Below are 24,159 nucleotides of genomic sequence, written 5' to 3' on the forward strand. Positions count from 1 at the left end.
ACAGGTTTTAAAATACTTTTTTAAAATGAAACTGTATTTACTTTTGCTGTGGTTGAGGTGGTAAAAGTACTTTTTAAAGTACCTCCTGTCGTAGAATACGTTCCTCCGGTGTACAAGCCCCATCCTAAAGTTCCTCCGATGTAGCTTCCGCCGGTGTAAGTTCCTCCGAAATAAACTTTGTAGCCCGTTCCCTGAGTAAGATTCGGGCTTGAAAAATGGAAATAATAAACCCCGTTTTTAGGTTTAAAAGTAACCATTTCAGTTCCTGCAGCATTTTCTATATGAAAAACAGAAGTTGCTGCCAGCTGGGCACTTGATTTCAGATACATGCCAACCTGTGTGGAAAGGGTGCTCATGGCTTTGGTCATGTTTGCATTGGAACCTCCTGAGATCAGCAGTCCACCATTCATAAGAAAAGTTCCGTTGAAATCGATTCCTTCTTCCGGCTGGCTTGTCGGGCCATTGACAATGGTAGTTCCGCCTGTGATGGTAATGTTTCCGTTGCTGTCGATGGCATCGCTTCCGGTAACCACCACAATTCCTCCGCTGATATACAGATGGCTGTTGTCGTTGGCTTCGGTTCCCCCGGAAACGGTTCCGTAGGTCGCGTTAATGCCGTCATTAGAGGCAGTGATATTGTTCACACCACCTGTAAATGTAATGATTGGGGCTTCTACACCTTCACCCACACCAGAGGTTGCTGAGATTGCTGAGACGGTATTGGTGCCACCGTTTACGGTGATTGATGCATCAGAATGGATGCCGTCATCAGTTGACGTGAATTTATTTAATCCATTATTGATGATAATCGCACCTGCTGCTACCAAAGTTTTAGGATGACTGTAATCGGTTCCTGAGACCAAAAATCTGGTTCCTGTTGTCGTGATATTCAACTCAGGAATCCCCACAGCACTTCCAATGGTTACTGTTCCGTCTGCTTTTAAGCCTTTTCCCCCTGTTCCTGAACTTGTTGTAGTGACGGTACCTGCGCTAATCAACAGATTTCCGTCGGCAGAAACAGCAGAAGAAGAATAGGAATCTAAAACACCTGTGGTATTCATGTAGGTAGCTCCGTTTCCGGCAGTAGTAACAGTTATGGAACCGCCGTTGACGGTAATGTTCTGACCTGCCGAAATTCCCTTTCCGCCATTGGCTGTAGATGCCAGATTTAAATTTAAAGTTCCGCTGTTGATGATAACGTTCGTGTCTGTTTTGATTGCAGTAGAGTAGGATGGATCAAAACCATTTCCTGAAGCAGTAAGAACAGCTGCGCCGGAAAGGGTGGCTGTCACGGTTCCACCTCCAAAAGTAATGTTTCCTTTTGCACTGATGGCTTTAGACTGGGCTCCGGTTAAACTGAGATTAATGTTGCCTCCTGAAATCGTAATTGTGGAAGTCCCTGTTTTTATGGCTTTCACGTCTGGTGAAGTCAAAGTTGCCGTGATGCTTCCTCCTGTTACGGAAACTGCATTGTCGCCTGCATCAATTGCATCGGCAGTGGCGGTGATACTTACTGTTCCGTTGTCCATGGTAAATCCCTCGGAATGAAATCCGTCTGATGCTGCTGCAATAACCTTTACTGTCCCGCTTTGTACCTCTATCCCTGCCGGGGTGGATACGCCGTGTTTTTTAATTCCGGTGATATCCAGAATCCCTGAGCCCGAGAAAATAATTTTTCCGTCTGTTTGAAGTGCTCCATTTTTGGTGCTTCCTGAACCATCGATAAGGGAATTATTGGTTCCTGACTGTGATGAAAAGGTATGAACCTGTCCTCCCGTTATATTGATTGCCGGCCCCGCAGAATTGGTAATATTGACATTATTTAAGACAAAATGGGAAGGCAGTGTAGAACTCATTGTCAGACTTCCCATGGTGCTGGTTCCCAGTAAATTGTATTCCAGATTGCTGATGGTGGCAGTTGAAACCACATTAACAGTTCCAGCAGTTGCCGTAATATTAACACCCTGGCTGGCATAAGGATTGATGATGGTTGCATTCTCTGTTCCCTTATAAATAATGTATATTTTGGTAAGATTTACAGGATTGGAAGTGAATGTCAGACTGTCAATCGCGGTTTTCGGGATGTCTAAAACGGTTGTGTTTCCTGATAATTTAAACTTGGAATAACTGGCATCAAGTTTAATGCTATCCACAACCGAAGTGGAGCTGGCAAACATATTGTTACCCGAATTATGTACAACGATAGTCTGCTGTGCCTTCACGATTAATCCAAGAAGGATAGCGATGATAAGGTAAAACTGTTTTTTCATTTCTTGATCATTTTAAGTGTTGTCTGACCTGCCTGTAATAAATAAAAGCCTGCGCTCAGGCTGCTGATATTGATCTCTTCGTCCGGTTGAAAAATTCCTTTTAAAACCAAAATTCCCGATGAAGAATAGATCTTTACATTCATTCTTTCCTTCTTGTCAGAAGAAATTTTTATAAAATCTGTGCAAGGATTTGGGTAAAGCCGAAGTTTGGATTTATTCTGTCCGATTTCCTGTGTTGCCAGATTTAAACTGGTAAAGGTGATTTTCCTGATAATGTTTGTTGGAATGGAAACATTGGCTGCCGCGTAGGTCGTACTCACGAGAAGATTGGTTCCTGAGAAATATAATTTCCCGCTGTTATCAACCGTGTAATCCTGTGTTGCTCCGGTGTAGTAGGTAACTTTAATAGTGGTCTGGCCGAAAGTTGAAATACCCAGGGACACCATACCAACCAAGAAAAGTTTGTTTAGAATGTTAAAATTCTTCATTGTTATGCTATTTTACAGAACAAAAGTAAATCCTGCTTAATAATGAAAAAATATTTTGAGGTAAACGGATGAAATGTGTCGGTAAAAATAATTTAGGAAAATTATTATGTTTAGTTTTTGGCATTAAATATATTGTCTGTAATAAAAAATAATAGATCGTCCGGATATAATTGGAAATACTATCTTAGCGTCCAGCAAAAATTAAGCTTGAAACCTTATTTTGAAAGTATGAAACGACAGCGAAATATATACGATCCAGCTTTTAGGACCAAAGCCGTTCAACTAAGCAATGAGCGAACTAATATCTCGCAACTCGCACGAAAACTAGGAATCGCAGTTACACTAGTCTACAAATAGCGCAAAGAGTACGAAGAATTTGGGCAGGTGTAGATATTCCCCTTTTTGAAATATCTAAGAAATATAATTACAGTTTTATTTGTAAAATTATTAAATTAGTTTAATCTTAAAAGATCGTTATGCGTCCAAATTATAAAAAGATATATACTGATTTACTTTTAGAGAAACAGCCTGAAAAATTAAAGGATGAAAAAATAAAATCCTTGATTTCTGATTTGACTACAGCTGAGAAGGTTCTTAAATTTAATGAATTGATATTTGGTCTACAAGGTGAAGACACCGTTAATAATCATAAGCTTAGAAGTTACGATAAACAGACCATTATCAAAATATTGCAATACCAAAAGAAACACAATTTATCTAAAAGATTTACAGCAATGAAATATGGAATTAGCCGTACCACAATTCAAAAATGGCACAAAGATTTTGGACATGAAATTGAATAAACATTAGTTGTAAAGTTCTCGGAGCAGTATTCCTTTAATGAGATGAAATTTTATATATTCATTTATCACTAGAATAATTATTAACTTTTAAATTATTAAAAATTCTTATTGATACCTAAAACAATATGAAGGGGAATTAATTTTTGAGTATACAGACTTTCACTGATGTTATCAATCGAATATCTGGTGATACTATCTGAATTCAACAGATTGTTGCCTTGCAGATAAATATTAGTATTATACTTCTTATAGTTATAATTTACTTTCATATCCCAGAACTGAGTTGATTTCTGGCCTGTATTTCCAAATTTATAATATTCAAAAGATGATTCTATTCTAAATTGTAATCTTCCCCAAAAACAGTATCATTTAAAAATATAGTTTTTAAATTTGGTGACCTACCCCCAATATATGGAACAGTCTAAAGTAGAGAAAGTTGTTTTTTCTGACTGTTATTGATGAATTCATTTGGCGTTAAATACCCTAGCGAACTATGAGGTCTGTAGCAGTTGTAATCCTCTCTCCAGGCATCCAATTTTTGCTGTGCATCTTCTAAGGAGAGAAACCAATTAACATTAAGACATTCATCCCGTAGTGATCCGTTAAAACTCTCAATAAATGCATTGTCAGTAGGTTTTCCCGGTCTGGAGAACTCCAGCTCTATTTTCTTTTCATAAGCCCATCGGTCTAATGCTTTACTAATAAACTCAGGCCCATTGTCAATCTTAATCCGCTTAGGAGAAGCCTCTTGTTCAAAGGTAACATTTTTTAATATCTCTGCAACATTTTCACCCTTGATGGAAATTCCACAGCGGATTTCTAAAGATCTTCGACTATAATTATCCACTAAAGTTAAAACCCTGAACTTCTTCCCGTCAAAAAGGGCATCACTCATAAAGTCCATGCTCCAGCATTCATGTAAAGTAGAGGCTTTACCATCGGTAGGCACTCGGGATCTTGATGATTTTATTCTTTTGTTTAGTTTTCGCCTCAGATTTAACCCTTCTTCACAATAAATTCTGTAAACACGTTTTTGATTATCTTTCCAGCCCTCACGTCTGAGTAAAACATGTAGACGCTCAATACCATAGCGAACACGAATGTTTGATAATTCTATCAGTCGCATTCGAAGCGCTGTATCATCCCTTCGGTGTGGGTGATAATAATAAACGCTGGAGTGTAAAAATATTAAGCGACAGCTTCGTCTCTGAGAAATTCTGTAATCATTTTGTATAACTCTCGCCAGTTCACGCTTCTGAACCGGCTTTAGAACTTTTTTTTCAGAACATCCTGAAGAATCTGCTTATCCAAACTTAAATCTGCTACCAACTTCTTGAGTTGACTATTTTCTTCCTCTAATTGGCGTAATCGGCGAAGTTCTGTAACACCTAAACCTCCGAATTTCTTTTTCCAATTGTAAAAAGTTGCCTCACTTATGCCCATTTTACGACAAACTTCTTCAACTTTTACTCCCGTTTCAGACTGTTTCAATGCAAAAATGATCTGACTTTCTGTAAATCTGCTTTTTTTCATTAGATTTTTCTTTATTTAAAATTAATTATTTCTCGAAAAATCTCCACTTTTAAGTGATCCTGTTTTTTGGGAATAGGTCAATCATACTTCCATTGGTCTTCGGATCTCTTCATTATTGCGAAGCAAAATGATCAATAATGAGATCTATACCTTAAGAGGCTTTATTGAAAAAAGTATTAAAAATTCTTCTATTGAATTGCGCTTTGTTGTCGATGAGATTATTCAGCAGGAAGAAAAATCCATTTCAGAAGAAGAACTTCATAAGTATGAACTGGTAAAGAAGAAGTTGGAAAAAGGCGCAAAGGATCTGGAAGCCTTCATCAGAGAGAAGATGCTCAAGGATGAAAAAGTCAGAATTGCCAATATCTACGGAAATAATGCTATTGTTCAAAACGATTTTACAGAAGGTTTACATGTGTCTTCTTCGTATTTTGAGATCAGCAATTATAATTGCAATATCACTTCTTCCACAGCAATCTTATCAATACTTAAGCAGCTTTCTTTAAAAAACTACGAAATTATCGGCTTGGTTAGAGGTGGTGGAGATCGCCAAAGTATGGAGACCTTTAATAATCTAGTCCTTTCAGAATATTTCATCGGCCTGGAAACTATTATGGTGACTGCCATTGGGCACACCGTAGACGAAACACTGCTGGACCGATTGGCGGATAAGCGCTTTCATCTGCCATATGACTACGGAGCTGGACTTCACAGTATTGCCGAAAAGCTTTCACAAGAAAGATTAAATTCACGGGCACTTCTCATTGATGAAGTGAAGAAAGATGTCAAAAGGCAATTTTCAGAACAGGTTGAAACACTGGAGAAACAGCTGAAAACAAAGAATGAAGAATTTACGGAGGCTCAAAAAACCTACAAAGAGCAAATAGAGACACATTCCAAAACTTTTGCTCATCAGTTGAAAATGCGCAATGAGGAATTTCAGAAATCGCAAGCCAATTCGATTAAGCTACTGGAGGACCTGCAGAAAAACTTTCAGCAGCAGCAGAGGCAACAACCAAACGAATTGGAGAATTACAAAAAGGAAATTGCCGCACTGCATGAGAACAACATCCGATCAGCAGTTAATGAAAAGACAGCATCTTTGCAAGCCAATCTAGAAACTGCAAAACAGGATAATATTCTTTTAAAAGATGAAGTACAAAAGGGGAAATTTAATTATACTACTGTTCTTATTGCCTTTATTATTGCTTTGATAATCGGCTTTATTTTAGCTAAATACTTTAGATAACTGAAGATGAATCTTCCTTGTGATATGATTTGTTGTGATTACTTAAATTTACCAATGTAAATAAAAAATCTCTTAAAATGATAAAAAATTATATAATAAAGCGCAGAGTTATAGAAATAATGCCACTTATGCTTTGAAGTAATCAGACACGAGAGTAAGTTTAAACGGTTTTATTTGTAAGTGACAAACCACTGCAGTATTACAGTGGTTTGCTTTAACATTACTTAAAGAATAATTTATTATCTATTCGTAAGAAATATCAGACATTTCTAGTTTTTTAACTTCGGGTTTATGCATCAATATCTCATATATCAATGTACTAATGTGATTAAATTTCTTACCCTTTAGACAAAATAAACCCTGATCAACGTTATGAATATATTTCACAGCATGATTATTCAAAATAAGTTCATCATAAATTTTCGGATTTCTTCCCCAACTTGAACAATCTATTTCACTAGGAAAATTTTGGAAATTATTTTGCGAAAACAGCAATAAGATCTGCTTTTTTTCCTCCTGGTTAAGTAATACTTTAATCCTAATGGTATCATCAGCATATCTTCTGGAAAATGTAGCCGTATTTGAGTCATAACTATCCGTAAGATTTTCAAATCTGAATGAAGAGTTTGACTCTAATTGTTTTTCTTTACTACATGATGTGAGAAAAAACATCCCCGCAATACTAATTATTATTTTATAAGATTTTCGATTTACCATGTGAGTCCCTGATATGTAACTTTTCTGTTAAAAACTTCAAATAACTTTTCAGTCCAAGACTGCACCTGTGCCTGCATTGTAGGCGATAGTCCTTTTATGACTTTATCTATTTCTTTTAATGGAATAATATTGAGCTTACCCATATCCATCCCCGGAAGATTAAGATTATAGTATGTATTTTCCAGTTTCTTAATGGCTATATGTTCTACTGTATCTAATCGCCCTTCTTTCAACCCTGAACCAATTCGGTTTCCTGAACCAGGTATTAATCTGGTTATTTTATTTACATAGGCATGTGCAGTTTCATGGGCCATAGTCTTTCCTAGAAGATACGAATTATTTGCTGCACGAGCAGAATACGTAATATCAGAAGTATTTTTTATGAAATTAAAATTCAATCTCGTTTCTGCAATAAAACCGCCATCCATATACTGCCCGGTATTATTTATGCTTGATTCATCAAGTTTATCTGCAGCTACACCATACCTTTTAATTTGTTCATCTGAATAATTATTTTTTCTAAAAGTTTTAATTCTGTCATTTAAAACATCTGGATCGGTTGACGTTGTTGTATTTGCTATTTCAGTTGAACTTTGACTGTCTGATAGATCGAGATCAGACTCTTTAATTTTCTCTGTTTTAGCGCTACATAAAAAGTTAACTGTATAACTTACCGCAGCTACAGCTCCGCCAATTACCGCCCCTTTTACTAATCCTTTTAAAAAGTTATCTCCGTTGATCAAAGCCATCACACCACCACTTGCAGCACCTGAAACAGCTCCGTTTCCGACTGTGGCTATAAAAGTTCCGGCACTGAATATCTGCCCTGCTCCAGCGGAGACAGCTCCGGTCACAGCTCCTGTTACAATAGCTTTGGCAAATCCACCTAAGGTCCAATTGTTATTTATCGTGGCCTGGATCGTATACATCGCTACACTTAATGCCGCTCCTATTAATGCTCCTGTACCAATTGCAGCAGCATTTACCACCACCCAAGCAATTACCGGTGCTAAAAAGAAAAATTCTCCTGTAGGATCACTAAATATCAATGGATTATTTAGCACATAACCATACTTATTATAGTTTTGGGTATTAAATGGCTCCTGAATGTTTTCATCTGCATTTAAGAATCTTCTCAAAAGTGGATCGTACAATCTTCCGTTCATGTGGATAATTCCTACTTCTGTAAAATGTTCGTGACTGGTATATCCTCTGTCTAATAATAATGCAGTATTATCAATAGTATTCTTATCTGTAATTATCGCTCCGTTCCCTATCTGCAAATGGGTAAAATTACCCCACGCATCAAAGTGCCTTTGCTCAAGTTTGTTTCCTGATTCATCACTGATAGCTAATATGCTTCCGATATAATCTTTATGTAAGAATTTATAAGATCCGTTGGCCTCGTCAAAGTTTCTTAAAAATACGATATTACTTTCATATGGGCTTCCTCCAATATAAAGAATATGTTTTTCTTTTCCTGTAGTATTGTTTACCTGTACTTCAAAACTTCCGTCTTCGTTATAATATTTGGTAAATTTACCATCAGTATCATCTGTAAAGTTTCCACCATAGGTCACTCTCTGTCTCATGGCGGTAAGCCCGTACTGGAATGCGACATCCCCTTTCATTCCATCGATGAATACAGGATCATTGTTTTCATTATAAGTAATGTTCTGTATTAAATCATTGTTATAATTCTGAGTTCCTGTTGCATTCAGAGTCATGCCTGTAGGCTGATAAATCTTGGCAGAATTTTCGTACTTCATAGTTCCTACCTGATCGTTTTCAATGATCCTACCTTTTATATCATAAACGTTTCTGTTTAACGAAGGCTTAACCCCTGTTACCGGATTTGTCCAGTTTACCAAACGGTTATTATCATCGTAATCAAATGATTCTACAATATTGAAATCCCCGCCTGTTGTTCTACTTTTTAGTTCATTCTTTATAGCATCAAAAGAGTAGGAAAGTTGTAAAATGCCAGGCTTTACTGCTGATGAATGATTGACATTCGTTAAGAAACCGTTGTTATCATAGGTATTAGTAACATTTGCTGATCCTAACTTAGATCTTACGATTTTACCTTTTGCATTAGTTTCCTGAAGTTCCCAAAGGATTCTCCCTGTTACTTTGTCTTTTACCTGATATAATTCGCCATTCCATGCATCATAGATGTTTTCAATCTGTATTTTCGTTAACATTCCTGAGGAGAAGAGCTGTTTTTCATAAGAAATAACTCTTCCCTTATCATCATAAGTAATTCCCTTTTGAATAAAAAATTTACCATTACTACTTTCAGAAGCAGATAATAATCTTCCTTGAGAATCGTAAGAAATATTTGAGCTATATGCTTTTCCTTTGGATGTCCCACCTTTAGATATTATCCTTCCTTTGTTATCGTACGTATAGGAAATTATCTTATTGGTTGCCAGACCTGCATCCGAAGTAGATATTTCTTTTTGCGTAATAAGTTTTCCTAAATTATTATAGATATATTCTTTGGTTCCTTTCGGGCTTATAATTTTTTTAGGCTGCCCAAATATATCATATTCATATTTATACAGACCATTAGACGGATCGTTCAATTCCGATTTTCTTCCCCAGGCATCGTACTTGGTCGTCACAATATTTTCAGCATACTGAGCTCTAATTTGCTCGCCTGCGGCATTGTATGAGAACAGGATTGTACCCCCCTTATCAGCAGAGGAAATCATATTTCCTAAAGCATCCGAGGTTTTTGATGTTATCCTATTGTACCCGTTAAGTTCTTTAACAGTTGTTGTAAGTCCGGAAACAATTGTTTCTATCTGCTTACCACTAGATGAAGTTGCGGTTACTTTTGCAGGATAAATAGAATCATCATAATTTATAGTATTCCATTGAGTTGCTGCCTGGCCTTCAAAATACGATTCACTTTCATTAATCTTTCTTCCCAATAAATCGTACTGAATTTCTTTTGAAACAAATTGTCCCTGGCCAAAAGATTTTGTGGATACTTTAAATTCTTGTCCTAATCTATTGGTATATATTTTGGTAATATTACCGTCAGGATGATATTGTGTGGAGATAATATTTGAAGAATTATCTTTTTCATACTGATATTTGGTAGTGCCTGATAAATTACTTTTAACAGAGATCAGTTTACCCCAAATATCATATGTATTGATTTTAGAATTACCGGATGGATCCGTTGTCTTCTTTATTTGCCCAAAATCATTATATTCAATATTGGTTTCTAAACCTAAATTATCTATTGATTTTAAAACAAACCTCCCTTTTGTATCATATTCCGAAAAAGCTGTATGGATTTGACTATCTACATTATTTGAAGTGACTTCCTGAATAACATTTCCAAAATCGTCATAAAAATATGTTTCCTGTAGATATTCTGAATTAATCCTATTCCAATTTTTTAAGGTCTTTAAAAGATTATTTTCATAGGTGTATTCTTTTTTCGCTGATTTTGTATCTCCGTAAGCCTGTACTATATCTGTTTTAGACTTTGGACGACCTATGTAATAATCTGCACCGGTACCTGATGGATTATGAACATATTCAAATGTAGAATTAGCGGTTCCATATCCATTATTTACATTAGAAGTACTTTGAATCGGAAGATAATAATCCCCATAGGTTATAGTACCCGTTGTCACTGTTCCTGTCAGAAAGTTCTTTTCAACAGTACTCTTAGGAATAATTACTGTTACTACTTTTGGCTTGTCCGCATCAGTTACAGTAGTAACTAAACTTCCGTTTATCAATTGATCTTTTTGATGAACAGTAGATTTAAAAGAAAGTAGCTGTGTATTATTTACTGAGATATCTGCCGGAAAAATTTTGCTTTCATCATTTGTTTTTATTGACCATTCTTTCTCAGGAGCCGCATCCAAAAAAGGATTGATCTCTATCCCAGACCATATTTTCGTATTTTCATATCCCTCTGCATACCAGGAAGAACGAGCAGTTTGATGATACCCTATGACTCCTCTTCCCTGCATATGGGTTGTCATTCCTCTATATCTGAAATCTTGCTTTCTATTTCCTTGTAGCAACTGAGATACAGCATAGGAATTATCTGCACGGATTAATGAAAAATACGGATAATATTCCTTTTTAACTTTAGCATAAAAAGACGGATTTATATCCGGATTCAATTCTTTGTAATCAATTATTGTTGTAATCCCAGCCTGAGTAATTGATTTAACTCTTGATAATTCAGCTAAAGAAGTCTGTGCTTTATACTTATGTACCCTGGTATTTTTAAAAACAAAGATATCATAGTAATTATTATTAGATTTAATCGGATTTGTCATAGGCTGAAATAATCCATATTCTCCACCTCCCACAGAGTATGACGGGCTTGCAGAACTCAAGCCTGGAATAAAATCTGTTCCTCCATTAGCCTGTAATGTATTTACGTCATATTGCAAGCTCCTCCAAAGTGCATTTCCGCTGTTATTTACAGCACCAACCTTATTTTTAGAATGAATAAAAACAATATCCGACTTCCCGTCTTTGTTGATATCTGAAATGGAGTAGAAGTGATGATCAATCAGAGATAGATTTGATGGCTGCGTAGGCTTTCTATATTTAAGAAAATTTTGTTTTAAAACGTTCTGGAAACCGTTTTCCATTCCCATGTAAAACCTCCAGTTATCAGCACCCTGATTCGCTGTCACAGGAATGGTGAAATCTAAATTCCCATCACCATTAAAATCTCCGAAAAGCACAGGGTAATCCGAATCTTTTGTCTCTGCCAGATTACCGGAATACTTGATTTTTTTCACATATTGCGTAGGAGATGTCTTGACAAACTCAAACACGGTATAAGCTGTATTAGAAACATCTATGATATCTATTTTTCCGTCACCATCAACATCAAGATATCTTTGGTTAGGATAATCACTTTCGTTAAATCCACGAAGTACACTGTATGTGGAAACAGGAATACTTGAATTTTTCAGATCTACAATATATTTATCCACAATACCAAATCCGGATTGGGGTGACAAAGTGATAAAAACATCAGATATCCCATCTCCGTTGATGTCACCTTCATTAAGGCTTACATTACATGAAGTACAGGGTGTCTGAGAGAGAGCTTTTTCAAAAACCTTAACAAAACCATTGTTTCTAAAAATATAACCTACTACTTTACCGCTTTCATACTGAACAATCCCGTTTCCGTTATACACCTGCCCGTCTTCATCCAGCAGGACATTCACTATTTTGGCTTCAGCATTAAAAACTTTACCTGTAGAGACATCCTGATAAGCATCATTGAAAGCACCAAGCTTTACGACACCGTTACTCATGACAAAGTCTAGATAAGAATCCCCGTTAAAGTCGCCGGTAAGCCTGACATTTTCAAAAGAGTCACTATTATATGGCAAAACACCATAATAATCTACACTCGCCGGAACTAAATTCGGATAGGTAAATACTACGGGATTAGCAGCCTCTCCCTGAGAATTATATTCGGTAATTTTATTTACAAATTTATAATTCGTGCCATTTTGCACATAGTCAATAATATACTTTCTATAAGGATTACCATTAGATTTTACAGTTATATCAGTTAAAAGTTTATTCTGAACGAATTTATATCCGGCAACGTAAGATTCTTCAACCAGATTTCTATCTGTATAGTTGAAATCTATTCTGTTGAAATGAGGTTTATTTAACGCTTCATTTCCTCCCCATTGTACAGAAGATATTCTACTCACAGATTCCTGCATCTGTCCAGTAGTATATTCATAAGAATAACTGATGTAGTTTCCTTGGGCATCTTTCCATTTTACGAGATTATATTCAAGCGAAGTCCTACCATTAAACGTATTTAATTGCGGATTATCAGACTGAATATCCCCATACCAAGCCTGTGAACCGTCTTCAAAGGTTACCTGAAAATACATTGGCTGGGAGGTAGACCCTTGCGCTGTTCCAATTGATTTAATTTTCATATTGGAATATCTTGCCGTAATATATTCAGCGTCCTTTCCATATTCTCCCGACTTTAAAATCAATCTTTGTCCGTTGAAACTATAATAATCAGAATAATCCAGCTGCAGCCCTTTAGCTTCTCCATCGACCTCTACAGATTTCCCCATTCTTGTAATCGCTGTAATTCCTGAAAGATTCCAACCGTACCCAGCAATTCCATTTCCTGAACCACTGGTATAAGCAAGATCAATTTGAGGAGCGACGCTCTTCACGCCAGGAGGGAGGGCAACTGATAAAGTATATTGTAACTGCCCTGATCCGGTAACCCCAAGACTCCCTTTGGTATCATAAAAGCTTTGTCCTGAAGGAGCATTTGTCCCTGATGGATTATTCACTCCTGCATTAGAATCTGTCGGCCCTCCTCCCGGGTTTTCCGTAGCAGGACCAATCTTACCTACAAAAGGATTTGAAACACTCCCTGATGCCTTGAATCCCTGCGCTAATACCACTGCCTGCGGATCCTGAACTGTGCGAGAGCTGTTTTCTGCTTGGTAAAGGATGGTCTGCGAAAAGCCCATGACTGCACACAAGGACAGTATAAATGATGAAAATAATCTCATTTTCATTTTGTTAATCATTATTAGTTAAAGTTTTATCTCTTAGTTATGTTTTTACTCAACACTCTGCCGTCTTTTAAAGTAAAGCGAACCACATAAACACCCCAATCATAACCGGTCATGTTAATTTTTACTTTTTTGTTAAGCCCAGGGATGTTCTGCTGTTGGAACTTCCAGTGCAACGTGCTGTGCTGGTATAATGAAACGGATTCGATAAGCCCATCTACTTCCTCTGTCCAGTCGATGGTCAGGTAATCATTAACAGGAACAGGATATAATCTGATTTGTTTGAAAAAAGCCTTTTCATCCATGACAGGGCTTTGCTGTACAGAAGCTATAGCTTTTATTTCTTCTGTTTTTTTTACTTCTTTAATTTCTTCAGGAGCCTGTCTGCCGGCTGAATTCGTTCCTCGGTATCTCTGGTTTCCGGCTTCGTCATATTTAAAATAGACTTCTGTCTGGGAAAAGCCTAAGAAACCGATCAATAAAGAAGAAAGCGATAGTATTTTTCTTTTCATGGTTATTTATTTTGCTCAGAAATGAATTGACTGACTTTGATTTTTAATTCTTCAAACTCTGCTGATTTGATTTTTAAAGATTCATTTTCAGCTTCCAGTTTTTTAATTCTTTTATTCTGTTGAATAGAGTATAGAGTTAATTCTTCGATCTTTTCCATAAGTTTTGCATCCATTTCTGCGACATTTATTCCTTTTACAATTACTTCAGATGCTGATGGCATATTTGGCAGATGCCCCTTCTCTGCAATGTGCTTTTCAACTTCTTCTAATGAGTCTAATTTGTAATCTTTATTAAAAACGTAATCAGCCCAAACATTAGCTTTAACTTCCACTTCTTTAACAAATATTTTCCCATTAAATCTTGCAGTTGCATTGTTGAAAAATTTGGCCCACACTCCATTATGATTATCTTCGAAACCAACATAAGAACCCCCGTCATTCCCATTATTAGGAATTGAAAATAATAAATTTTGGGAGCCTCCTGATCCGGTAGCTAAAGTCCTGAATATTGTATCTCCTGTACGTGCACCGGTTGCCCAGCAATCATTACATACAGATCTTGCTATTTGAAACGTTCCCAATGAATTAGCAATTTCAACATAGGTTCCGTCAGATTTAAATACTCTCAAACTGGCTTCAGAATTGGAGGCATCATTTTTTCCGATTTTCACATTCCCAGAAGGATCTTCCAAAACCGCTCTCATCCATGGTTGAGATGCATTATTATTAGTTTTTCTAAAATACAGGTCCTGGTTAAAAAAACTTCCCGCAAATTGCATCCCGAAATTATTATTTGCATTAGAATGCCTAACATCTAATAAATGCCACCAATCAGATGCTCCTGCCGGATAATTAACCGGTACATTAGCTTCATAAAAACCGCTTGCTGTAGTTGGAGCTCCGGCATCGTTTCTTGTTTGAGTACTTAACACTTGTGAGAATACCATTGGGCTTAAGATAAATCCTGCCAATAATAGAGTTCTTTTCATTTCTTTATTATTTAATTATTATATTATTTATATTTAAAAAAGGATCGTACGAATAAAAATAATTCTATGTACATCAAATATTATTTTGAATTTGTTACTATTACTTTAATAGTATTAGATCTGATTGGAGAAGGTTAACTTCAAAGGCAACAAGTATTGTCGATTTGTTTAGAGGATGGATGATGGATAAATATCACAATAAGAGGTAATTATTACAATATATGTACTTTATTCGTTAATGTTCTACTTGATAAAAATTATATATAACTTTCTCAATGCATTTATCTAAAATGTAAAAGCATAAGTTAATTTCTGATTAGATTGAATGATTACCTTCTATCATTTCCGATTATGCACATGGCAGTATTTAATGATAAATGTTAATGTTGAATATTGGGTTCAAACTTATCACTTAACTTCGAAATGCTAAAATAGTTATTGTCCCTATTTATAAATTACGACATTTAACTTAAAAGCCATTGTAATCTTCCCCAAAAACAGTATCATTTAAAAATATAGTTTTTAAATTTGGAATACTATGAAAAACAGTAAATTTTCAGAAGTTCAGATTATTAAGATTTTAGCTGAACAAAATCAAGGAAGAACCGTGAATGAGATTTGCCGTGAACACGGGATCAGCCAGCCGACATTTTACAAATGGAAGAGTAAATATGGTGGTTTGGATGTGCAGCAACTCTCTAAAATGAAGGAATTGGAAAAGGAACTCTCACAATATAAAAAGATCGTGGCTGAACTTACGCTGGAAAACGTGGTAATGAAAGATGTGATTGCAAAAAAGCTTTAACACCTTCCGAGAAGCGGGAACTGGTCGTTTATTCCGGATCGGAACACGGAATAAGCATTCGGAATGCGTGTAGACTTTTTATCATAAACAGTTCGGTATTTTATTATAAAAGAAAGAAAAATAATGAGGATGATAAGATTCGGGAGGAGTTGATTTTGCTCGCAGAACAGCATCAGACCTGGGGATTTTGGACAATGCACCACCGTTTGAGAAATTTGGGTTTCGGGTGGAATCACAAACGGGTTTACAGGATTTACAAATCGATGAAACTGAATCTAAGAAGTAAACGAAAGAAACGGCTTCCGGCAAGGGTGAAAGAGCCTTTGCTTCGTCCTGTTTATCCTAACGTAACGTGGAGTATGGATTTTATGCACGATACTCTGGAGAATGGTAAAAGCGTTAGAAGCCTTAATATCATTGATGATTTTAACAGAGAAATTTTGAATATTACCATCGACACCAGTTTACCATCAGCAAGAGTTGTTTCTGAGCTGGAACAACTAATCGACTGGCGTGGGAAACCTGAAACGATAAGAGTTGACAATGGTCCAGAGTTTATTGCTGAAAAACTAAAAGACTGGTGCAATAAAAATGAAGTCGCGCTTCATTATATTCAGCCTGGAAAACCAACGCAAAACTCTTTGGTAGAAAGATTCAACAGAACTTTTCGGACAGAATTCTTAGATGTTTATTTATTTGAGAACATCAGTCAGATGAGACATTATTCGGAAATTTGGATGTGGATGTATAATAATGAGCGGCCTCACAAATCATTGCAATACCTCACGCCGAGGGATTTTTTATTGAAATATGGAAAACTAACCCAAACTAAGGCCAACGAGTTTCCCACATTCCAACAAAATTTTAACAACGACAACAATAAATTATTAACTAAAAGCTCTACTTTTAAGTGTACTTAAGATGGGTGAGATTACACCATGCTTATATAAAATGTTGCTAATTAGATATTTATTTTATTAAAATAGAAATAACTCAATTGATAATATTAAAAAAAAATTCTTTAATAAATCATTCTTATTCCACTATTTAAAATTTATATAAAGTATAAAATAGCTCATTAATGGTTAAGTGGATGAATATAAATGATACAATTTGAAAATTTAATTCAACTGTTTTTTAGATTTGATTATTATTATTATTATTATTATCCAGATGTATAAATGTAGATTACAAGTCATATTGACCACCATTTTAAGTCAAAGTGACCATGTGCGTTCGGTTTAAATCGGCTATCAGTTATCGAAGCAGTTTATCCGACCAGTCCTTATACTTGTGTAGCCAATAATCCTTTTTCAAGGGTAAATTTTGACGGAAGATCGTTTAATGATGATGATACTATTGATGTTTCCGGAGATAGACTTGTTTTTCTTACAGGTAAGAGCATCAGCAGTCGTTTCGTGGAGAAGTCCTGTGATGGCAACGGTGGTGGATATACCTTTTCTGGAAAGGATGCCGGCCTATGTAGATTATTTTGCAAACGGAAAAATTAATGAATCTTGTTCTTTTAAAAATGGAGAGGCTATGTGATGGACAATAATGAGCAGACAAACTACTTATTGAGGTATATTATGATTGCTTTCAGAAAGCAGTCTGAAAATTTTGGCTTTCGCTATTTTGTTTCTTTGGAATAAAGATAAAAGGGTTTATTATTACAGTATTTTAATTGTAGTACCAGTTTTTAGCTGAATAATATTTAACAAAAAATTTTTTTTTTTGTTAAATATTTCTGTTTATGATATCATTCATATTTGGGGAAATTACCATTGTTTATTATCAATTCATTAAACTATTACACTAAATTTGCCGGCGAAACTAATTTTCATGAAGAAGTACCTCTTAGTTTTGATCGGATTGATCATTTCCTCATTCTCATTTGCTCAAAAACCAGTGTCACGAATCTATTCTGATTATGCAGGATACTGGAACAGTAGTATGAGCGCGACTATAAAGCCCGACAACAGTCATAACCTACTTGCCTTTACCTGGGATCCTGACGGAACAGGCCCATTACCCGAAAAAACATTTAGTACTGGTGTTAATAATGCATTACTAACCAACAAAGGAGTGTCTTATACTGCAGGAAGTTATATAGCATTGCCTGTATATACAATACCTACCCCTAATAGTGAGACTTATATTGGGGTTGGCCAATTATATGGCGGAGCGGGTAATGTCTCGCCTCTTCCTGTGAATAATAATCTGGTGCAATATCTTTCAGATGGAATTCAGGGGCTCGACTTAGGAACAGCGTTATTTAATATAACCTCAGGATCCAGCATAAGCTTGAATACTTTAGGAATTGTACCTTCATCGATCGGTGATAATGTTCCTGATTTAATTTTTACGCAGGTAGGTACAATCAATGATACTACATTACCTGATACTTTTAGGTTTGTGAATCAATCGGGTCAGACTGTAGGGACGCAGTACGTAGTTTCTTTCAGTACAGTTCCTGTTATTGGAAGTGCGTGTTGGAAATTTTATCATGCAAATACAAATCCTCCTACATACAGTGCGAGTACTTCAAGTTCCTGTACTAGAGTTATCCGTGTACTGGCGGCTGACTGGTCCGAATTTGGCATTAATTCTACAAACTATTCTCAGGCAGTTCAGCTAATTCAGACATTTTCCGGTTCATCAGATTTAGCATTTATCGGAGCCTATAATGAACAGTCTATTACATTTGCGGCAAGTTTCAACGGTTCTGTTTTTAATGATAATAACGCCGGTACTCCCGACGGTATTGGATATAATGGTATATCAATGACTTTGCGCAGTAACGGAACATTTGTAAAAAATACTGTTACCAACAGCAATGGATTTTATTTCTTTGATAATATCAATACCAATACTTTTCCAGGACCATATACTATCGAAATGACTGTTCCAGCAGGTTTTTCTGTTGTTGGAAATCGCGTTGGAACAACTTCTAATATAATATCTGCTGTACTTTCTACAGGATCTTCGCAAGGTAATAATTTTGGAATAAACCGACCACCCGTTGCGGCAAATGATACTTTTTCAGCACCTAAAAATAATCTGAAGACATTTAACTTAATAGCAAATGACAATGATTTTGATGGAGGCGTTTTAATTCCTGCAAGTATAAATCTTATTGCTCCCACTAATTCTATTAACAGAATCAGCAGCGGTGGAAACGTAAAAGGTTTTGATATTAGCAGTCAAGGCAACTGGAAAGTTGATGATTTTGGAATTCTGACTTTTACTCCAGCGACAAATTTCTACAATACAGCCACAACGATCCAGTATACCATTAAAGATAACGCAGGACTGATCAGCAATACCGCAAATATTAATATTGATGTTAACTACTGTTACAAACCTGGGGCTGGCGGTAATCCTGCTTCATACACGAAACTGGGCATATCGACATTGTCTGAACGTTATAGAAACTGGCCTGAAGGACCAGATATCTCTCAAGGCGGTATACCCAATGGTTTTATTGCTTTGAATTCTACCGATAAAGGGATGGTTATCAGCCGAGTTTTAAATTCATCAGTTGTGCCTGATCCTAAAAAAGGTATGATTGTCTATGATATAGCTTCTCAATGTATAAAATTATATAATGGTTCAGTCTGGAATTGCATTAAGAGAACCTGTAACGAATCTAACTAATAATGAAAAAAGCAATTACTTTACCATTTATTCTACTTTTAGCAATAGCTCATGCACAGGTTGCAATTGGCAAAACCAGTCTTTCAGGAAGCGGCTCATTACTGGAATTTTCCGGTAATACCGCCAGCAATCAGCTTACTGATATTGAAACCATAAATACCAAAGGTCTTATTTTACCTGCAGTAAATTCCATGCCGTCTGCAGCAAATTCACAAAACGGAACATTTGTTTTTGACAGACAGAGCGGGAAAAACAAATTTTATGAAAATAACTTGTGGAAAGATATGTCGGATGAAGGAAGCAGCAGTGGTATGGTGCCTATGACAGGAAGTGAAGTAGGTGACGGTGTAATCATTGGGTCGGGATCAAGCTCTGCGAAAGGTGTTTTGATTTTTGAATCACCAGATAAAGCGCTTGTACTGCCTCATATTAAAAATCCTCATTTGTCTGTACAAAAACCTTATCCGGGAATGATATGCTACGATACTGTAAGCAATTCAATCGCTGTTTATGATGGTGTCAACTGGAATTATTGGAAGTAATATTACAGGCATTAATTAATATATAAAGACTATTTGGTTGACGCTCTTTCGAGTGCACTTACAATTCAGCGTATCCACGAGTCCTTCTTCGCGTGAATTACCTGACTTCAATATTTGTAGGATAGGAGCCAATTCATTTTAATAGGACCCGAAATGAAATTCGAAAATGAAAATAAAATACAGACAGAAAATGCGAATGTTTTATTCTATAATCCTGTGATCAATCAAAAATTTAGACTTTAAATCAAGTAGTCTAAGAACTGACACTATTTAAATCTTAAAAACTGATTTTACTTTAATTATAGAACTTAATATTGAAACAAGTTTATACAATAAACAAGCCTTCAACACTTAGAAAGTCATGAAGGCTTTCTATTATGACTCCGTGTAGTTATTTTACTACATGAACTTCCATTTTCCACTACAGAGAAAATTTTATCGCCGCCGTAGATTTGTCATGTTCAAGAGAGAACAATTAAACAAAAATAAAAATTAAATACTACTGTCATGATAAAACAAATCGCCATCGCAGCCTTAAGTATCGGAGCATTCATACTGGGAACTAATAATGTTCAGGCTCAGAATACTACCGCAACCACTACGGTAAGCATCACGCTGAATGATGTCATCTCTATTGATGCGGGAAGTACTGCCATTGCCGGTGCTGTTGCCTTTAACTATGCTACTGCTGCGGATTATAATTCGGAGAAAACAGTGGCCCAGGCCAACGCCCTGAAAGTAACCTCAACAAAGAATTTTAATGTAAAGGTAAAAGCAGGCGGTGCGAGCTTCGTGAACGGAACCAACCTGATCCCGGTAGATGTTTTAACCATCAAAGCTTCAGCAGCTGCAGGAACTATGGGTGGAACAAAAAGTGCTGTAGTTTTATCGGCAACAGATCAGACTTTAGTAGCCAATGCTCCTCTTGGAAGCGCCTTGACCCTGAATCTGGACTATACCATTCCAGCGGCGAAATCATCATCTTCTGATATTTTAGGAAAACCGGCCGGAACGTATACTCAAACAGTAACTTATACGGCAACAGCTTTATAAGTGAATTTTTTCATATTAATATTTTGTGATTTGGTGTATCGAAGGCTTCCTACAGGAGGCCTTTGATTTTGTATGTATTGATACCGATATAAATAAAATTCAAATCCGGGAATAAGTATCTATCAGCTGTAAGGTAGAATCTATGTTTTGGACATTTAAATCTAATTAATACAGCACCCCAAACATTCCGTAAATTTATTAAGCTGTCTTATATATTTTTTAAAGTTATTAAATCTCAAAAAACCATTGTCTTCCTAATTATTCTTTTAAATATATCTGGTTATTTAGAAAATAAAAGCTCCAGCTGAAAACTGGAGCTTAATACAAATGATGAAAAATAATTTATTACTAAGAATAAATACATAGTAATTAATTCATCATAAATATAATAAAACAAATTAACATACACTCAGTACATTCAAATAATAGCAGGAAAAATTATTTCAGGTCTTTTTTTGCTTTTCTGGACCTTTCCTCTTATGTGTCAATTTTTAAAAGAGGTTTGAGATTACTTTAATGCAGTTATAGTAACCTGTCGTATCCATAAGTTATTTTTCTTTATTTGCTGTCACGCATTCTTCGAAAACTTATAAATTTGTCCAGCTTTTTTACTACCTATGATAAGGAGTTAAGTTAAAATTTAGGTAACGAAAAGATTAATTAACTGGAAATAGAATTAAATCGCAAAAAACGATATTTCACAACAAAATTTCTCAAGTGATGCAACTACCTCTAGAATTGGAAGACCAGTACGTGAAAAATGTCTTATATAATACTAATCTGGATGATCTTCCGGGTGAAGAATGGAAAATAATCGAGGATCTTGAAAACTATGCCATCTCTAATATGGGAAGGGTGAAAAGTCTGGAGCGGCTAACTCCAATGGCCAATGGGGGATATCGTAAGGATGGGGAGAGAATTATCAAATTGAGTTTTGTAAAATATTTTAACCGTTATCTCCAGCGCACTTTTTATCATGTGTTTTGTGGATTTTCCCTTGAAGGAAAGAAGTTTCGACGATCGGTTGCTCGCCTTGTTTATTATTATTTTATTGAGAAATTTAGCATGGATGATCAGCATATAGCCATTTCTTATCGTGATACTAATTCTCTTCATCTGAACTATAATAATTTGGAACTGCTTTCCATTAGTGAAATACACCTTAAAAAATTTCGTAAAAAAAGGGCCAGTCAAGCTAAGCAGGCGGTTAGCCAATATACCGTGTATGGTGAACATATTTCTAATTTTAAAAGTATTGTTGCTGCCAGTAAAGCTTCAGGAACCAGTCCGGGTGGTATATTCTCTGTGTTGAAGAAGATTAGTTTTACGGCAGGAGGTTTTCGGTGGTTTCCCGATGATTATATACCTCAGGAAAATGATTTTTTGACAACCAAAAAAAATAAAGCTTTAGGCAGTAAAGAAACTCTTAATGTTTCCTTATGGGAAAAATTAGGCAAACCTGATATTGACCAAAACCATCCGCCTGCCTGCGTCAATTTATCCCTTTTAAACCTTCCGGAAGAGCTATGGAAAGAAATACCGGATTTCGAAGGGCAGTATATCATCTCTAATAAAGGAAGGGTTAAACGCAGAAGTGGATGGGTGCATGTCACCAGGAGTAAAATCTTTGCAAGAGAAAAAATGATGCCTCTCAGAATGGTAAATTCTATAAGTAAAAATCCGCATCTAAGTGTAAATCTCAGAAAAAACGGCCGTAATGTTAATATGTCAATCTCCCGTTTAATGTATTATTGTTTTGTGCAGGAATTTGATCTTAATGACAGAAGTCTTGTCATCAAGAATTTAAACGAGCCAAAATGGGATATAGACCCTTTAAAGCTCTCGCTTATTACAATTTATTCTTTAACTCATCCAGAATTACCGGATGAATAAGTGGCTTTTAATGATTGTTTAGAAAAGGAAAATCTCCAGCTTGTAGCTGGAGATTAAAAACACAAATGATGAAAAAAAATATTACTAAATATTGAATATATAGTAATTAATCTGTGGTAAATATAATAAAAGGGAATGGTAAACTTCTCTTTTTTTTCAGGCGAATTAAATTTATTTCATTTAGTTTGTAAAACATTATGAAAAAGATGAAATTTAAGAAGTTTCGATTAAAAATATTCGTAATACAAGCTGAATGATTTATAATCTAGATTTTTCAAGATTTATGATTACTACAAATTAATTTTACAAAGATAATTATGCGGCCAAATTATACTAAGATATATTATGATTTGCTTCTAGAAAAGCAGCCTGAAAAATTAAAAGATAAAAAAATTAAATCCCTGATTTCTGATTTGACTACAGCTGAAAAGGTACTAAAATTTAATGAATTGATATTTGGTCCCCAGGGTGAAGACAGCATTAATAATCATAAGCTTAGAAGTTACAATAAAGAAACAATTATCAAAATACTGCAATACCAAAAGAAACACAATTTATCTAAAAGATTTACGGCAAAGATATATGGATTAAGTCGCACCACAATTCAAAAATGGCATAAAGATTTTGGATATGAAGTTGAATAAACATTAGTTGTAAAGTTCTCGGAGCAGTATTCCTTTAATGAGATGAAATTTATATATTTATTTATCATTAAAATAATTATTAACTTTTAAATATGCTTAAAAAAAATATTAATTATTTGCTGCAAAAAAACATTAGGAAATTAGTGTTACTAAACTAGAAAATACCCTCCCTTATACAAAAGCATTAAGCAAAGATCCAATAGAATTAGAAATTTACATTCTTTATTCTAATTAGAAAAGATGCTTTAAAAATATCATTTTTATATAGTAGCATACACAGAAAATAACTTCATCAGTTAGGCAGTGTTATCAATTTCTTTATTTGGCTTTTTCCTTATACCATATTTGATGAGGAATTCCATAATGCAAAGAAATTATATTTTCATTTTTATTTCCAACCTTACAATAGAATGATGCATAATTCTATTATATTAC

The 24,159-nt window shown here is 35.4% G+C and carries 15 protein-coding genes; 9 read left to right on the forward strand and 6 right to left on the reverse strand.

What is annotated here, in order from left to right:
• Window positions 1-20: 20 nt before the first annotated feature.
• Together ODZ84_RS22925 and ODZ84_RS22930 are read right to left on the reverse strand one after the other, a co-directional pair.
• Complete coding sequence (locus ODZ84_RS22925) at window positions 21-2,270, reverse strand: carbohydrate-binding domain-containing protein (protein WP_266174868.1); 2,250 nt, start codon at window positions 2,268-2,270, stop codon at window positions 21-23.
• Entirely contained in the window at window positions 2,267-2,758 is a 492-nt protein-coding gene (locus ODZ84_RS22930) for a T9SS type A sorting domain-containing protein (RefSeq protein ID WP_266174869.1), read from the reverse strand. Before ODZ84_RS22930 ends, ODZ84_RS22925 begins: the two co-directional genes overlap by 4 nt.
• Window positions 2,759-3,234: 476 nt before the next feature.
• Here ODZ84_RS22930 and ODZ84_RS22935 point away from each other — a divergent pair, with 476 nt between their 5' ends.
• On the forward strand, window positions 3,235-3,561 hold the full coding sequence (locus ODZ84_RS22935; RefSeq protein WP_266174870.1) for a helix-turn-helix domain-containing protein: 327 nt from the start codon (window positions 3,235-3,237) through the stop codon (window positions 3,559-3,561).
• A 421-nt stretch (window positions 3,562-3,982) separates the two neighbouring features.
• Here the strand turns inward: ODZ84_RS22935 and ODZ84_RS22940 are convergent.
• Window positions 3,983-5,094 (reverse strand): IS3 family transposase gene (locus ODZ84_RS22940; RefSeq protein WP_266174871.1). Its coding sequence is split into 2 segments (ribosomal slippage): window positions 3,983-4,839 and window positions 4,839-5,094, totalling 1,113 coding nucleotides; the frame shifts between segments, so codons are not numbered across the junction.
• A 127-nt stretch (window positions 5,095-5,221) separates the two neighbouring features.
• Here ODZ84_RS22940 and ODZ84_RS22945 point away from each other — a divergent pair.
• Complete coding sequence (locus tag ODZ84_RS22945; protein WP_266174872.1) at window positions 5,222-6,343, forward strand: exodeoxyribonuclease VII large subunit; 1,122 nt, start codon at window positions 5,222-5,224, stop codon at window positions 6,341-6,343.
• A gap of 710 nt (window positions 6,344-7,053) precedes the next feature.
• Here ODZ84_RS22945 and ODZ84_RS22950 read toward each other — a convergent pair.
• The 3 genes from ODZ84_RS22950 to ODZ84_RS22960 are packed head-to-tail and all read right to left on the reverse strand — an operon-like array spanning window position 7,054 to window position 15,130.
• Entirely contained in the window at window positions 7,054-13,626 is a 6,573-nt protein-coding gene (locus ODZ84_RS22950; RefSeq protein ID WP_266174874.1) for an RHS repeat-associated core domain-containing protein, read from the reverse strand.
• A gap of 32 nt (window positions 13,627-13,658) precedes the next feature.
• A complete protein-coding gene (locus tag ODZ84_RS22955; RefSeq protein ID WP_266174875.1) occupies window positions 13,659-14,141 on the reverse strand; it encodes a hypothetical protein in 483 nt (160 codons plus the stop codon).
• A 2-nt stretch (window positions 14,142-14,143) separates the two neighbouring features.
• On the reverse strand, window positions 14,144-15,130 hold the full coding sequence (locus ODZ84_RS22960; RefSeq protein WP_266174877.1) for a cell wall anchor protein: 987 nt from the start codon (window positions 15,128-15,130) through the stop codon (window positions 14,144-14,146).
• 538 nt (window positions 15,131-15,668) lie between these two features.
• Between ODZ84_RS22960 and ODZ84_RS22965 the strand changes: the two genes are divergently transcribed.
• The 7 genes from ODZ84_RS22965 (at window position 15,669) to ODZ84_RS22995 (ending at window position 23,724) form a co-directional block, all read left to right on the forward strand.
• Window positions 15,669-16,855 (forward strand): IS3 family transposase gene (locus ODZ84_RS22965; RefSeq protein WP_408612365.1). Its coding sequence is split into 2 segments (ribosomal slippage): window positions 15,669-15,921 and window positions 15,921-16,855, totalling 1,188 coding nucleotides; the frame shifts between segments, so codons are not numbered across the junction.
• A 406-nt stretch (window positions 16,856-17,261) separates the two neighbouring features.
• Entirely contained in the window at window positions 17,262-17,483 is a 222-nt protein-coding gene (locus ODZ84_RS22970; RefSeq protein WP_266174878.1) for a hypothetical protein, read from the forward strand.
• A 294-nt stretch (window positions 17,484-17,777) separates the two neighbouring features.
• Window positions 17,778-19,592 carry an Ig-like domain-containing protein gene (locus ODZ84_RS22975; protein WP_266174879.1) on the forward strand — a complete coding sequence of 605 codons (1,815 nt, stop codon included), beginning with the start codon at window positions 17,778-17,780 and terminating at the stop codon, window positions 19,590-19,592.
• A 2-nt stretch (window positions 19,593-19,594) separates the two neighbouring features.
• Window positions 19,595-20,134: a hypothetical protein gene (locus ODZ84_RS22980; protein ID WP_266174880.1), complete on the forward strand. Its 540-nt coding sequence runs from the start codon at window positions 19,595-19,597 to the stop codon at window positions 20,132-20,134.
• 507 nt (window positions 20,135-20,641) lie between these two features.
• Entirely contained in the window at window positions 20,642-21,187 is a 546-nt protein-coding gene (locus ODZ84_RS22985; protein WP_266174882.1) for a peptidoglycan-binding protein LysM, read from the forward strand.
• 720 nt (window positions 21,188-21,907) lie between these two features.
• Window positions 21,908-23,080, forward strand: coding sequence for an NUMOD4 domain-containing protein (locus ODZ84_RS22990; RefSeq protein ID WP_266174883.1), 1,173 nt, complete (start codon window positions 21,908-21,910; stop codon window positions 23,078-23,080).
• 317 nt (window positions 23,081-23,397) lie between these two features.
• Window positions 23,398-23,724: a helix-turn-helix domain-containing protein gene (locus tag ODZ84_RS22995; protein ID WP_266174885.1), complete on the forward strand. Its 327-nt coding sequence runs from the start codon at window positions 23,398-23,400 to the stop codon at window positions 23,722-23,724.
• Window positions 23,725-24,159 lie beyond the last annotated feature (435 nt).

The sequence above is a fragment of the Chryseobacterium fluminis genome (assembly GCF_026314945.1).
Taxonomy (GTDB): domain Bacteria; phylum Bacteroidota; class Bacteroidia; order Flavobacteriales; family Weeksellaceae; genus Chryseobacterium; species Chryseobacterium fluminis.

Bases quoted from the DNA above. Each gene is read 5' to 3' on its own strand.
- ODZ84_RS22990 (WP_266174883.1), top strand. From the start codon at position 21,908: ATGCAACTACCTCTAGAATTGGAAGACCAGTACGTGAAAAATGTCTTA.
- ODZ84_RS22945 (WP_266174872.1), top strand. From the start codon at position 5,222: ATGATCAATAATGAGATCTATACCTTAAGAGGCTTTATTGAAAAAAGT.
- ODZ84_RS22935 (WP_266174870.1), top strand. From the start codon at position 3,235: ATGCGTCCAAATTATAAAAAGATATATACTGATTTACTTTTAGAGAAA.
- ODZ84_RS22925 (WP_266174868.1), bottom strand. From the start codon at position 2,270: ATGAAAAAACAGTTTTACCTTATCATCGCTATCCTTCTTGGATTAATC.
- ODZ84_RS22995 (WP_266174885.1), top strand. From the start codon at position 23,398: ATGCGGCCAAATTATACTAAGATATATTATGATTTGCTTCTAGAAAAG.
- ODZ84_RS22985 (WP_266174882.1), top strand. From the start codon at position 20,642: ATGATAAAACAAATCGCCATCGCAGCCTTAAGTATCGGAGCATTCATA.
- ODZ84_RS22980 (WP_266174880.1), top strand. From the start codon at position 19,595: ATGAAAAAAGCAATTACTTTACCATTTATTCTACTTTTAGCAATAGCT.
- ODZ84_RS22955 (WP_266174875.1), bottom strand. From the start codon at position 14,141: ATGAAAAGAAAAATACTATCGCTTTCTTCTTTATTGATCGGTTTCTTA.
- ODZ84_RS22950 (WP_266174874.1), bottom strand. From the start codon at position 13,626: ATGAGATTATTTTCATCATTTATACTGTCCTTGTGTGCAGTCATGGGC.
- ODZ84_RS22975 (WP_266174879.1), top strand. From the start codon at position 17,778: ATGAAGAAGTACCTCTTAGTTTTGATCGGATTGATCATTTCCTCATTC.
- ODZ84_RS22960 (WP_266174877.1), bottom strand. From the start codon at position 15,130: ATGAAAAGAACTCTATTATTGGCAGGATTTATCTTAAGCCCAATGGTA.
- ODZ84_RS22930 (WP_266174869.1), bottom strand. From the start codon at position 2,758: ATGAAGAATTTTAACATTCTAAACAAACTTTTCTTGGTTGGTATGGTG.